The sequence below is a fragment of the Micromonospora sp. NPDC005298 genome, assembly GCF_040607375.1.
Classification (GTDB): Bacteria; Actinomycetota; Actinomycetes; order Mycobacteriales; family Micromonosporaceae; genus Micromonospora.
Genome location: NZ_JBEXGP010000001.1, coordinates 495,911 through 508,528, shown reverse-complemented (window position 1 = coordinate 508,528; position 12,618 = coordinate 495,911). Strand labels below are relative to the sequence as shown.

The window sequence follows — 12,618 nt, the reverse complement described above, 5'->3', positions numbered from 1 at the left end:
CGTGGCCGCCGTGACCACCGAGACTGCCCCGCCCGCGGCGAAGCGGGTGCCCACCGAGCGCACCCACCACGGCGACACGGTCGTCGACGAGTACGCCTGGCTCGCCGCCAAGGACGACCCGGAGACGATCGCCTACCTGACCGCCGAGAACGAGTACACAGACGCGCGCACGACGCACCTGGCCGAGCTGCGCGCCACCCTGTTCGAGGAGACCCGGCGGCGCACCCGGGAGACCGACCTGTCGGTACCGGCCCGCAAGGGCGGGCACTGGTACTACACCCGGACCGTCGAAGGTCAGCAGTACGGGGTGCACTGCCGCCGCGCCGTCCGCGACGGCGAGACCGACCCGCCGGTCAGCGCGGACGGCGCCCCGCTCGACGGCGAGGAGGTGCTGCTCGACGGCAACCTGCTGGCCGAGGGGCACGACTTCTTCTCCCTGGGCGCGTTCGACGTCAGCCCGGACGGTCGCTGGCTCGCCTACTCCACCGACTTCTCCGGCGACGAGCGGTTCACCCTGCGCGTCAAGGACCTGACCACCGGTGAGCTGCTGCCCGACGAAATCCCGGACACGTTCTACGGCACCGCCTGGTCGGCCGACGCGTCGGCGCTGTTCTACGTGACCGTCGACGACGCCTGGCGGCCCAACCGGGTCTGGCGGCACATCCTCGGCTCGGCCGCCGCCGACGACGCGGTGGTCCACCAGGAGGACGACGAGCGGTTCTGGGTCGGCGTGGAGCTGACCCGCTCGGAGAAGTTCATCCTCATCGACATCCACAGCAAGGTCACCAGCGAGGTGCTGGTGATCCCGGCCGGCAACCCGACCGGCGAGCCGGCCGTGATCGCACCACGGCGGCAGGGCGTCGAGTACACGGTGGAGCACCACGGCCACCGTTTCCTCATCCTGCACAACGACGGCGCCGAGGACTTCGCGCTGGCGTTCACCTCGGCTGACGTGCCGGGCGACTGGGTGCCGCTGATCGAGCACACCCCCGGCACCCGGCTGGAGGCGGTCGACGCCTTCGCGAACCACCTGGTGGTGTCCCTGCGCACCGAGGGGCTCACCGGCCTGCGGGTGCTGCCGGTCGGCAGCGACGACGCGTACGACATCGACTTCCCCGAGCCGCTGTACAGCGTCGGGTTGGACGCCAACCCGGAGTACCGCACCGGGCAGATCCGCCTGCGCTACTCGTCGCTGGTCACCCCGGACTCGGTGTACGACTACGACCTGGTCACCCGGCAGATGGTGCTGCGCAGGCAGAAGCCGGTGCTGCCCGGGCCGGACGGCCGGCCGTACGACCCCGCCGAGTACGAGCAGCACCGCGACTGGGCGCTCGCCGACGACGGCACCCGGGTGCCGATCTCGCTGGTGTGCCGCGTCGGCACCCCCCGGGACGGCTCGGCGCCGTGCGAGCTGTACGGCTACGGCTCCTACGAGGCCAGCATGGACCCGTGGTTCTCGGTCGCCCGGCTGTCCCTGCTGGACCGGGGTGTGGTCTTCGCGGTCGCACACATCCGGGGCGGCGGTGAGCTGGGTCGGCGCTGGTACGACCAGGGCAAGATGCTGGCCAAGAAGAACACGTTCACCGACTTCGTCGCCTGCGCCCGGCACCTGGTCAAGTCCGGCTGGACGGCCAGCGACCGGCTGGTGGCCCGGGGCGCCTCGGCCGGTGGCCTGCTGATGGGCGCGGTCGCCAACCTCGCGCCCGACGCGTTCACGGGGATCGTCGCGCAGGTGCCGTTCGTCGACGCGCTCACGTCGATCCTCGACCCGTCGCTGCCGCTGACCGTCACCGAGTGGGAGGAGTGGGGCAACCCGCTCGACGACCCCGAGGTGTACGCGTACATGAAGTCGTACACCCCGTACGAGAACGTGGCGGCGGTGGACTACCCGGCGATCCTCGCGGTGACCAGCCTCAACGACACGCGGGTGCTCTACTCGGAGCCGGCGAAGTGGATCGCCCGGCTGCGGGCGACCGCCCCGCAGGGCGACTACCTGCTCAAGACGGAGATGGGCGCCGGGCACGGCGGCCCGAGCGGCCGCTACGACGCCTGGCGTGAGGAGGCGTTCATCAACGCCTGGATCCTGGACCGCCTGGGCCGGGCCTGACGGCGGGCGGCGGCGATGACCGACGAGGACGAGCCGGGGTCGGCGCCCCGGCGCGCGTCCGCCTGGATGATCCTCGGGGTGGTCGCCGCCGCCCTGCTCGTGTGCTGCTGCTCCGCCGCCGTCGGCCTGCTGATCTCGTGGTCGGCCGGGCTCTTCCACACCGCGAACTGACTCAGGCCGTGCGCAGCTCGTCCAGGGCGGTGCTGGTGCGCAGGAAGAGCAGGCCGACGCCGACCGTCACCAGCACCGCGACGGTCGCGCCGGCGCCGAGCCAGGCCAGGTGCTCCAGGGGTACGGATGGGGCCTGCTCGACCCCGGAGGTCTCGACGATCTGCGTGTACCGCCCACGGGTCGCCGGGTCGGCGCAGAGCGCGGCGGTGGCGTTGCAGACCTCCGTCGACGACCCGCCCGTCGCCGCTCGCGGGAAGAGCCCTCGGCCGAGCAGACTGCCCACGGTGAGCGCGAGCAGGATCGCCGGCACCGCCGGGGTCAGCGCCTGCCAGGCCACCGAACGGCTCAGCGTGCCACGCGGCACCCCGGTGGCGACCAGCGCGGCATACGCGCGCCGGCGGGCCACGATCCCCTCGACCAGCGCCACCATCAACCCACCCGCCGCGATCAGGATGGCCACCGCGACGGCGACGTCGACCAGGTCCATGGTGGACAGGTAGAACGGGTCGGCGCCCTCGTCCACGCCGGCCAGCCGGTTCTGTTGCCGGTCGAGCTGGTCCTGGGCGACGAAGTAGGCGCGCAGGGCGGCCGCGCCGGCACCGAAGATCACCGCGGCCAGCAACGCGGCGAACGTGCGGCTGCCCGCCCACGGGTCGGCCATCAGCCGGCCCGCCGCGAGCAGGGCCGGCGGCCGGCGGGCGTACCGCCGCAGCAACCGACCGCAGGTGTACGAGATCCAGCCGGTGCCGATCACCACGCCGATCATCGCGGCGAGCGCACCGGCCACGAACAGCAGCGGCACCAGCCAGCTCAGCACCTCGTCGTTGCCGTCGAACCGGTACGCCACCGGGCGGACCGCCGCGAACGAGGCCACGCCGAGCCCGATCAGGATGCCGGCCCACGGCCGTGGACCCCGCTCACGAGGGGCCTTGCGGGTCACTCCGAGCGGACTCGCGGTGACCGTCCGCAGCATCAGGGCGGTGGCCAGCGCGGCGAGCACCGGCAGACCCAGCACCACCGCCGCGATCGTGCCCGTCGACGGCAGCACGTCGGTGGGCAGCGCGAGCTGACCCCGCGCGTCCGGACGGTGCAGCACCTCGCGACCGGCCAGGTGGACGCCCAGCCCGGCGAGCGTGCCGAGCAGTGCGGCCACCCCGGTCTCCAGCACCGCCAGCCGGGTGACCTGACCGGGGGTGGCACCGGCCAGCCGCAGCGCCGCCAGCCGGCGGTCCCGGGCCGGTGCGCCGAGCCGGGCGCACTGACCGGCCAACGCCAGCACCGGGACGGTCAGCATCAGCAACGCGAACGCCGTCCCGCCGCGCAGCCCCGGCTCACGAAGCAGCGCGTTGCGGTACTGCTCGGACTGCGCCCAGGCGTCGCCGGGCGGCTTGTCGATGGCCAGCACGGTGAGCGCCGCCAACCCCGCCAGCGTCGCCAGCAGGGCGCTGACCGCCGTGAGCACCACCCGGGCGGTGTCGGTCCGGGTGCCGGCGAGCGCGAGGCGGACCAGCGTCCCCGGTCTCACCGCGTGCCGCCGGCCAGCGGCACGTCGAGCCCCAGGCCGGTGTGGTCCACCAGGCCGTCGCGCAGCATGACCTCCCGATCGGCGTACGCGGCGATCCGCGGCTCATGGGTGATCAGCACGACGGAGGTGTGCTGCTCACGGGCGAGCCGGACCAACTGGGTGAGGACCTGCTCGCCGGTGAGCGTGTCCAGCGCGCCGGTCGGCTCGTCGGCGAAGAGCACCCGGGGCTCGGTGACCAACGCCCGGGCCGTGGCGCAGCGCTGCTGCTGACCGCCGGACATCTCACCCGGCCGGACGTCGGCCAGCTCGGCCACCCCGAACCGTTCCAGCCAGGTGAGCGCCGCCGTCCGCGCCTCTCGCCGCCCCGTGCCGGCGAGAAGCAACGGCAGGGAGACGTTCTCCGCCGCGGTCAGCTCGGCGACCAGCTGGCCGAACTGGAACAGCACCCCGAACTCGGTGCGCCGCAACCGCGACCGGGCCGCCTCCGACCAGGTGTCGATCCGGTGACCGCGCCAGGTGACCTCACCGGCGTCCGGGCGCAGGATCCCCGCCAGGCAGTGCAGCAGGGTCGACTTGCCACAGCCACTCGGACCCGTGACGGCGACGATCTCGCCCTCGGCCACGTCGAGCGTCACACCACGCAGGGCGGGCGTCGGGCCGTACGCCCGAACCACGCCGCGAGCCTGGAGTTGCGTCACGGATGCACCTCCCGGTGCCAGTCGGCGACCCGGTCCAGGGTGGCGCGCAGCCACCGCAGGTCGGCGTCGAGGTGGTCGATCGCGAAGTCGGCCGCGATCACATCGCTGAGGGTGGCGGCCGGGTCGGCCTTGACCGCCGTCAACTCCCGCAGCCGCGCACTGTGCGCCCCGCGCTGGGCGACCAGGTAGGACCGGGCCCGGTCGACGTCGGCGACCAGCAGGGCCACCACGACCTTGGTGAAGAGCGTGCTGGCCACGTACGGCATGGGTGGTTCGACGGTGGACAGCCACTCGTCGAGCGCGGCCCGGCCCGGGTCGGTCAGCGCGTACGTCGTGCGGTCCGGGCCGGCCGCCCGGTCCTGACCGGCGGCGGCCACCAGGCCGTCGCGTTGCAGGCGGCCGAGGGTGGCGTAGACCTGCCCGAAGGCCAACGGCCGGGCCCGGGGCAGCCGCTCGTCATGCGCGCGCTTGAGGTCGTACCCGTGCCGGCTCCCACCGGCGAGCAACCCGAGCAGAACGTGGGACGTCGACACCCCACCTACTATTCACCAAGCGAATACCCGCGTCAACGACTCCAGGTGGGGGTGCGGCCGGTCCGGGACAGGAGGTGGGCCAGATCCGCAGGACCGGCGGTGGGGACCTGGGTCGGCTCGGCGAACACGCCCATCCGGCGGGCCGTCGGGCCCAACCGCTCGACCAGCCCGTGCAGCTCGGCCACGGCCTCCGGGGCCGGCTCGTACGGCTGCCCGGTGGCGACGGCGAGGTCCCAGCCGTGCACGGTCAGGTCCAGCAGTGCCATGCCACCGACGACCGTCTGCGGCATGCCCATCCCGGGCGAGACACCCTCCAGGGTGGACGGCTCGGACCAGGCGGCGACGAGCCGGTCGGTCTCCACGGCGAAGCGGTCCCGCCAGCCGTCCCCCAGGTGGTCCGGCTTCTCGGCCCACTGGACCTGACGCTTCACCGCGAGCGCCTGGAAGTTCACCACCACCTCGAACAGGTGGTTGAGCAGGTCGCGGACCACGTAGTCACGGCACGGCGTGGGCAGGTCGAGCTGGTCGTCGGCCACGCCGCGCACCACGTCGACCGTCAGCGGCGCGGCAGCCGCCAGCAGATCGCTAGTCTGAGTTGCCATACGGCCAGCGTATGAGGGTGGTCTTGAACAAATGCGACAGCGACCACGGGAGGACAGCCGGGGGATCCTCGACCCGGTACGGATGCTGCGCGAGGTCCGCTTCCGCCGGTACCTGCCCACGGAGTCCCTGCGCCCGTGGGTCGAGCACTACTGGCTGATCGACTGGGCGTTGGACGCCCCGTTCGAACAGCGGGTCGTGCCACACCCGGCGGTGAACGTGGTGTTCCGGCGCGACGACGACGGGACCGGTGACGGACCGGAGGACGGCGAGGTGGCCGGGGTGGGCCGCGACCTGTTCCGGATCACACTGACCGGCGGCGGCCGGGTCAACGGCGTCCAGTTCCGCCCCGGCGGCTTTCACCCGTTCTGGCGCGGGTCCGTCGCCGAGTTGACCGGACTCCGGCTCCCGCTGCCCGTCGGCCGTCTGTCCCGTCCCGACACCCCGGTGTGCGCCGGCACCGACGACGACCGGCGGCACGCGCTGGACGCGCTGCTCACCGGCTGGGCACCGGCCCCGGATCCGGCGACGGAGGAGGCCATCCGGCTGGCGGAGGCGATCCGCACCGACCGTAAGGTGCTGCGGGTCGACGACTTCGCCGCCCGGCGACGCGTGCCGGTCCGCCGACTGCAACGGCTGTTCACCGAACACGTCGGCGTCGGCCCGAAGTGGGTGATCCGCCGGTACCGGCTCCAGGAGGCCGTCGAACAGGCCGCCGGCGGCACACCGAACTGGGCGGACCTCGCCGCCGAACTCGGCTACAGCGACCAGGCCCACCTGGTCCGCGACTTCACCGCCGTCGCCGGCGTGTCACCCGCCGCGTACGCCCGCTCGGTGCGCTGACACCCGCGCCTCACCGGCGGCGCAGCACGACCACCGCCACGTCGTCCTGGATCTCCGGCGGGGCCAGCTCCACCAGCAGCCGCTCGCAGAACCGGTCCAGGTCCGCGTCGACGGTGCCGCTCAGCGCGGCGAGCGCCGCCAGTCCCTCGTCGATCGTGGCGTCCCGCCGCTCGATCAGCCCGTCCGTGTAGAACACGAGCGTCGCCCCGGCCGGCAGCACGAACTCCAGATCGGCCGGCCGAGGCGCGCGTACGCCGAGCAGCGGCGCCGAGTGCTGCACGAACTCGACCTTGCCATCCATGCTGAGCACCGGCGGTAGGTGGCCGGCGCTGGCCAGACGGATCCGCCCACTCGGCGGGTGCAGCAGCAGCACGCAGAGTGTGGCCAGCTCGTTCGGCAGGAGCGTGCGCATCAGCTCGTTGACCCGGTGCAGGATCTCGCCGGGCTGGTGCCCCTCCACCGCGTACGCCCGCACGGCGTGCCGCAGCTCGGCCATCACGGTCGCCGCGTGCAGCGAGTGACCGGCCACGTCGCCGATCGCCAGGAGCAGGTGCCCGTCGAGCATCACCAGCTCGTAGAAGTCGCCGCCCACCTCGGTCTGCGCGCTGGCCGGCTCGTAGCGCACGGCGAGGTCCAGGCCGGCCACGTCGGGTAGCCCGCGCGGCAGGAGGCTGCGCTGGAGGGTGACGGCGATCCGGTGTTCCTCGTCGAACGAGCGCTGCGCCTCCACCGCCGCCGCGACCGCCTGGGCGAGCTGCACCAGCACCGGCGTCCGGGCGGTCTGGGTGGCGGTGGGGACGACCACGTACAGCGGTGCACGGTCCTCGCGGAGCCGGGCGGCGGCCACCGTCACCGACTCGCTCGTCGGCCAGTCGAGCAGGCCCCACTGCGCCGGCTCCTGGACCCGCACGGTCGCGCCGGTCGGCACCCCCGTGTCGTCGACGACCCACGGCACCACCTGGGCCTCGGCACCCGGGCCGGCGCAGATCCCGGCGAGACAGTCGCCGTCGAACGTCTCGGCGACCACCGCCGCCGGGCTCTTGAAGATCTGGGCGGCGCCCACGGCGGCGGCCTCCAGCAGCCGGGCGAAGTTCGGTGCGGCGTACACCGCCACAGTCGTGTCGGCGAGCACGAGCAGCCGCTCGGCGAGCAGCTCGGCGCGCTTGCGTGCCTGGTAGTAGCGCAGCACCGCCCGGGTGGTGGCGATCAGCTCCTCGGGCTCGATGGGTTCGGTCAGGTAGGCGTCCGCGCCACGCGTGAGGCCCTGCGCCCGGTCGGCCACGTCGACGGCGTGCGCCGACACGTGGATCACCGGCATCGCCGGGTGCCGCTCCTTGATCCGTTCGCAGACCTCGTACCCGCTGAGGTCAGGCAGCCGGACGTCGAGCACCACGAGGTCGATGCGGTCCACGTCGACGCGGACCAGCGCCTCGGCGCCGTTCTCGGCCTCCAGCACGGTGTACCCGGCCCGGGTCAGCCAACTGACCAGCAGGTAACGCTTGGTACGACTGTCGTCGACCACCAGGACGGTCGCCGGTGTGCCGTCCACCGTCACGCTCCCCCGCTGGGCAGGGAGACGGTGAAGGTGCTGCCCCGGCCCGGTTCGCTTGACAGTTCCAGCGTCCCGCCGAGCAGGGTCACCAACCGCCGGGCGTACGGCAGGCCCAGGCCGGTGCCGCCGACGCGGGTGGCGCCCGGCACCTGGTAGAACTCCTCGAAGATCCGGTCGTGCAGTTCGGGGGCGATGCCCGGACCGGTGTCGGCGACCTCGAAGCTCCACCGGTCGTCGGTCCGCTGGGCCCGCAGCCGCACCTCGCCGCGTTCGGTGAACTTGAGGCCGTTGTGCAGCAGGTTGCGCAGCACCTGACCGAGCAGCACCTCGTCGGTGCGCAGTACGGCGGGCGCGGGCGGCTCCTCCACCACCAACTCCACGTCGGGGCGGGTGGCGAGCGCGCGCAACGTGCCGCGCAGTTGGCCGAAGACCGGGCGCAGGTCCACGTCCGCCCAGTCCGGCTCGATCCGGCCGGACTCGGCCTTGGCCAGGTCCAGCAGTTCGTTGACCAGCCCGAGCAGATCCTCCGCCGACGAGCGGATCAGACCGACCTGGCGGGCCTGCTCGGCGGTGAGCGGGTCGGAGGACGAGTCGGAGAGCAGCCGACCCAACCCGATGATCGCGGTGACCGGGGCGCGCAGCTCGTGGCTCACGTTGGCCAGGAACCGGCTCTTCGACTCGCTTGCCGCGCGCAGCTGGGCCGACTTCTCGTCCAGCTCGGCGTAGAGGGCGACCACACCCCGGTTGGTCTCCTCCAGCTCCTCGGTGAGCTGGTTGTAGAGCGCCAGCACACCCCGGTTGGTCTCGGCCAGCTCGTCGTTCAGCACGGCCAGCTCGTCGCGCTGGCTGCGCACCTCGTCGAGCGCCGCGATGAGCTGCCCGTTCTGGACGGTCAACTCGTCCAACGCGCTGGCCGGCGCGGTGCGGCCGAGTTCGGTACGGAACTCGGCGAGCCGCTCCGGGGTCGGCGTCGGCGCGCTGGCCGGGACTCGTCGGGACATCCTCACGACCGTAACCCTCTCGACTGTCGACACGCTCAGTGTGTCGACCAGTCGGGACACCGCGCCGGACCGCGGCTCGTACCGGCCGTCGAGCAGCGGGGTCACCGGGGCCAGGTCGGCGCGGAGGTGGAACCGGCCGTCGACGCCCTCGTCGATGTGGAACGAGACGTCCGCGCCGCCGGTCGTGCCCAGCAGGTCCCGGGCGACCTCGCTGAGCGCGGTGGCGATCCGGACCTGGTCCTGGTGTTCGAGACCGACCACGGCCGCCACCTCGCGGCCCCGCTGGCGGATCACGAAGATGTCCTGCTCGACCCGCAGCGCCATCTGCAACAGCGGCAGCGCGGCCGGCTCGGCGGTCATGTCCAGGACCTCGCGACCAGTACGCAGGCGTCGTCGCGTCGTAGGCCGGCGTCGCGCAGCAGGGTGGCTGCCATCACCAGTGGTGACCGCTCGGCGAGACCGGGATAGTCGGTCAACCGCCACCGGTCGACGACTCCGTCGCTGTGCATCACCAGCCGGGCACCCGGCCCGAACGGGTAGTCGTACTCCCGGATCGTCGGCCGCTGGTGCCCGGCGATGCCGGGCAGCGACACCAGTCCCCGGCGCTGCCCGTCCCCCTCGACGATCACGCCGGAGATGTTGCCCAGCCCGGCGTACCGCAGCATGCCCGCCTCCGGTGCCAGTTCGGCGACGGCGAGCGCGGCGCCGCGGGTGTGCGACATGCTCCGGTGCAGGTGTCCGACGACGGTCGCCGGCGGGCCGGCCGGGGCGTCGCGGAACGCGGCAAGTGCCGCCTCGGTGGCGTTGTTGGCCAGTGGGCCGTGCCCCAGGCCGTCGCTGACCAGCACCTGGTGGCGGCCGTCGGCGACCCGGACGGCGTACCCGTCACCGCTGACCGTCTCGCCGGTGATCGGCCGGGTGAGGGCTCCGGCCCAGGACACTCGGGGCGGCGCGGCGGGCCAGACCTGTACGGCGAGGACGGTGCCCCGGCCGGGCAGCGAGTATCCGTCGAACCAGCTGGCCTGCCGGACGATCGCGCCGAGGCCGATGCCGAGGGTGCCGGTGGTGGAGTGCCCGTCCCGGGAGGAGAGGGTCAGGTCGGCCATGCCGGGCCCGGAGTCGACGACGACCAGTTCCACGCCGGCCTCCCCGGCGCGGCGGACCGGCCGGAGCAGCACGACACCCTCGTCGGCGTGCTTGACCAGGTTGCTTGTCAGTTCGGCGGCGACGATGGCGAGGTCGGCGATGCGCGCCGCGCCCATCTCCACCTGCGAGCCGAGGCGTTCGGCGGCGCGCCGGACGGCACTGGCGGCGCTGCCGGCCTCCACCCGGAACCAGATGCCGCTGTCGGTGACCGCGTCCCCGTTCACCGTGACCACTTGGTCACCGTGATCCGCGTGCCGGTGCCCGGAGAAGTCTCGATCTCGAATTCGTCGACCAGTCGGCGGGATCCGCTCAGCCCGAGGCCGAGCCCGCCACCGCTGGTGTAGCCGTCGGTCATGGCCAGCTTCAGATCGGCGATGCCCGGCCCGGAGTCGGCGAAGACGATCCGGACGCCCTTGCGTCGGCCGTTGTCCACGGTCGTCACCTCGACCGAGCCGCCACCGCCGTACACCAGGGTGTTGCGGGCCAGCTCGCTCGCGGCCGTGACCACCTTGGTCTGGTCGACCAGTGACAGCTTGACGGCCACCGCGACGGCGCGGACCAACTGCCGGACGCGCACCACGTCCTCGTCGCTGCGGACCGACTGCGCCTGCGGCTGGCTCAGGTCGATGCCCGAGGTCACGGCGAGGCCGTCTCGGCGTCCGGATCGTCGTCGAGCTGGTGATCGAGCTCGTCGGCGTGGGCAGCCGCGATCAGCTCCATGCCACGCTCGACGTTCAGCGCGGTGCGGATGCCGTTCAGCGACAGCCCCAGTTCGACAAGGGTGATGGCGACGGCGGGACGCATCCCGACCACCACCGTCTCCGCGTCGAGCACCTTGGAGATCGAGGCGATGGTGGAGAGCATCCGCCCGACGAACGAGTCGACGATGTCCAGCGCCGTGATGTCGATGATGACGCCGTGGCAGCCGGTGTCCACGATCCGCTCGGCGAGATCCTCCTGGAGCTGCACGGCCGTCTGGTCGGACATGTCCAGCTGGATGGAGACGAGCAGGATGTCGCCGATCTTGAGGATCGGAACGCGTTCCATCAGACGCCCCGGCGCGGCTGGCGACGGGGGGTTTCCACCCCGCTGAGCCGCAGCACGTGACGCAGCGCGTCGGCGAGGCTCGCCTTGGTGGCGATGTCCCCGAACTCGATGCCGAGCGCGACGATGGTCTGCGCGATCTGCGGGCGGATGCCGGAGATGATGCAGTCGGCACCCATCAGCCGGGCGGCCACCACGGTCTTCAGGATGTGCTGGGCGACCTGGGTGTCGACCGCCGGGACGCCAGTGATGTCGATGATCGCGTACGGGGAGCCGGTGTCGACAAGGGTCTGCAGCAGCCGCTCCATGACCACCTGGGCGCGCGCCGAGTCCAGGGTGCCGACCAGCGGGACGGCGACCACGCCCTCCCAGAGCTTGACCACCGGCGTGGAGAGTTCGAGCAGCTGCTCGGCCTGGTCGGCGATCAGGCTCTCACGGGTGCGGACGAAGCTCTCGAAGGTGAACAGGCCCAGCTCGTCGACCAGCTTGGAGAAGGCGATGTAGTCGTGCAGCGCGTTGGCGCCGCCGGCCTCCTGCACCAGCTCGGCGAGCACGTCCTTGAGCGCGAAGATGCTGATCGTGGTCTCGCTGGCGGAGAAGCCCTGCCGGGCGCGACCACGGGACAGTTCGGTGAGCGCGGCACGCAGTTCGCCGGAGCTTTCGGCGGACAGGTCGACCGCGCCCTGCCCGGCGGTGGTGGCGATGGCGTTGTGCAGATCCTGTACCTGCCGGCGCAACTCGGCCTGGCTGAGCCGGCCACGCAACGAACTGGTGACGATCTCGGTCCACCGAGCCGTGACCTGCTCGGCGTGCCCGCCGAGCAGTGCGGCTAGCCGACCACTTTCCTCGGTGTTCAACGCCATTGCGAAACCCCCCTCGACCTGGACCGGCCGGACTCTACCACCGGGAACTGGCGAACTATTTGCCCCGTAGCAACGGAATGACGACGGCCACCGGATGATGGCTCCCCATCTGCGTACGACCCCGGTCGTGGGATACCGTTCCCCCGATAACAGGAGGTCTGCCACATGTCCTTAACGGTGCACACGGAACAGCGCGGCGACGTGGTCGTCGTGTCGGTCGCGGGCGAGCTGGACATGGCGACCGCACCGCAGTTGCAGGACCAGATCACCGACCTGCTCGACAAGGGCCGTAACCGGCTGGTGTTCGACCTGGCGGACGTGTCGTTCTGTGACTCGACCGGTCTGTCGGTCTTCGTCCGCGCCAAGAACAGCTGCGACGAGGCCGGCGGTGTGGTGCGGCTCGCCGCCCCGCAGCGCGGAGTGCTGCGCATCCTCGAGGTCAGTGGGCTGGTCGAGGTGCTGCACACGTACCCGACGGTGGATGAGGCCGTCGCCGGCGAACCGACTCCGGCGTCCTCCTGACCCCCGTCGTCGA

14 protein-coding genes are annotated in these 12,618 nt (G+C 72.4%); 4 read left to right on the top strand and 10 right to left on the bottom strand.

Annotation, left to right across the window (positions count from 1 at the left end):
- The first annotated feature begins 10 nt into the window (after positions 1-10).
- Together ABZS77_RS02520 and ABZS77_RS02515 are read left to right on the top strand one after the other, a co-directional pair.
- Positions 11-2,107, top strand: coding sequence for a S9 family peptidase (locus tag ABZS77_RS02520; protein WP_354815948.1), 2,097 nt, complete (start codon positions 11-13; stop codon positions 2,105-2,107).
- Positions 2,108-2,122: 15 nt separating this feature from the next.
- On the top strand, positions 2,123-2,278 hold the full coding sequence (locus ABZS77_RS02515) for a hypothetical protein (RefSeq protein ID WP_354815945.1): 156 nt from the start codon (positions 2,123-2,125) through the stop codon (positions 2,276-2,278).
- Between the two features lies 1 nt (position 2,279).
- Here ABZS77_RS02515 and ABZS77_RS02510 read toward each other — a convergent pair whose 3' ends face one another.
- The 4 genes from ABZS77_RS02510 to ABZS77_RS02495 are packed head-to-tail and all read right to left on the bottom strand — an operon-like array spanning position 2,280 to position 5,636.
- Positions 2,280-3,803: an FtsX-like permease family protein gene (locus ABZS77_RS02510; protein ID WP_354815942.1), complete on the bottom strand. Its 1,524-nt coding sequence runs from the start codon at positions 3,801-3,803 to the stop codon at positions 2,280-2,282.
- Complete coding sequence (locus ABZS77_RS02505; protein ID WP_354815939.1) at positions 3,800-4,501, bottom strand: ABC transporter ATP-binding protein; 702 nt, start codon at positions 4,499-4,501, stop codon at positions 3,800-3,802. Before ABZS77_RS02505 ends, ABZS77_RS02510 begins: the two co-directional genes overlap by 4 nt.
- Complete coding sequence (locus ABZS77_RS02500; RefSeq protein WP_354815936.1) at positions 4,498-5,034, bottom strand: PadR family transcriptional regulator; 537 nt, start codon at positions 5,032-5,034, stop codon at positions 4,498-4,500. Before ABZS77_RS02500 ends, ABZS77_RS02505 begins: the two co-directional genes overlap by 4 nt.
- 32 nt (positions 5,035-5,066) lie before the next feature.
- Entirely contained in the window at positions 5,067-5,636 is a 570-nt protein-coding gene (locus ABZS77_RS02495) for a TIGR03086 family metal-binding protein (protein WP_354815933.1), read from the bottom strand.
- 31 nt (positions 5,637-5,667) lie between these two features.
- Here ABZS77_RS02495 and ABZS77_RS02490 point away from each other — a divergent pair, with 31 nt between their 5' ends.
- Positions 5,668-6,477: an AraC family transcriptional regulator gene (locus tag ABZS77_RS02490; RefSeq protein WP_354815930.1), complete on the top strand. Its 810-nt coding sequence runs from the start codon at positions 5,668-5,670 to the stop codon at positions 6,475-6,477.
- 10 nt (positions 6,478-6,487) lie between these two features.
- Here the strand turns inward: ABZS77_RS02490 and ABZS77_RS02485 are convergent, their stop codons facing one another.
- Genes ABZS77_RS02485 through ABZS77_RS02460 form a run of 6 tightly spaced genes read right to left on the bottom strand, consistent with a single transcriptional unit; the run spans position 6,488 to position 12,083 of the window.
- Entirely contained in the window at positions 6,488-8,026 is a 1,539-nt protein-coding gene (locus ABZS77_RS02485; RefSeq protein WP_354815927.1) for a SpoIIE family protein phosphatase, read from the bottom strand.
- A gap of 2 nt (positions 8,027-8,028) precedes the next feature.
- Positions 8,029-9,390 (bottom strand): ATP-binding protein, encoded by a 1,362-nt coding sequence (locus tag ABZS77_RS02480; protein WP_354815924.1) that lies wholly within the window; start codon positions 9,388-9,390, stop codon positions 8,029-8,031.
- Positions 9,387-10,400, bottom strand: coding sequence for a SpoIIE family protein phosphatase (locus ABZS77_RS02475; RefSeq protein WP_354817116.1), 1,014 nt, complete (start codon positions 10,398-10,400; stop codon positions 9,387-9,389). Before ABZS77_RS02475 ends, ABZS77_RS02480 begins: the two co-directional genes overlap by 4 nt.
- The gene (locus ABZS77_RS02470; RefSeq protein WP_354815921.1) at positions 10,397-10,816 is read right to left on the bottom strand and encodes an anti-sigma regulatory factor; all 420 of its coding nucleotides are present in this window, start codon (positions 10,814-10,816) and stop codon (positions 10,397-10,399) included. The genes ABZS77_RS02475 and ABZS77_RS02470 overlap by 4 nt, the downstream gene beginning before the upstream one ends.
- A complete protein-coding gene (locus ABZS77_RS02465; RefSeq protein WP_354815918.1) occupies positions 10,813-11,223 on the bottom strand; it encodes an STAS domain-containing protein in 411 nt (136 codons plus the stop codon). The genes ABZS77_RS02470 and ABZS77_RS02465 overlap by 4 nt, the downstream gene beginning before the upstream one ends.
- Positions 11,223-12,083, bottom strand: a complete 861-nt coding sequence (locus ABZS77_RS02460) for an STAS domain-containing protein (RefSeq protein ID WP_354815915.1) — start codon at positions 12,081-12,083, stop codon at positions 11,223-11,225. Before ABZS77_RS02460 ends, ABZS77_RS02465 begins: the two co-directional genes overlap by 1 nt.
- Positions 12,084-12,248: 165 nt before the next feature.
- On the opposite strand from ABZS77_RS02460, the gene ABZS77_RS02455 reads away from it, so the two are divergent.
- Positions 12,249-12,605, top strand: coding sequence for an STAS domain-containing protein (locus ABZS77_RS02455; protein WP_007454464.1), 357 nt, complete (start codon positions 12,249-12,251; stop codon positions 12,603-12,605).
- Positions 12,606-12,618: the final 13 nt, after the last annotated feature.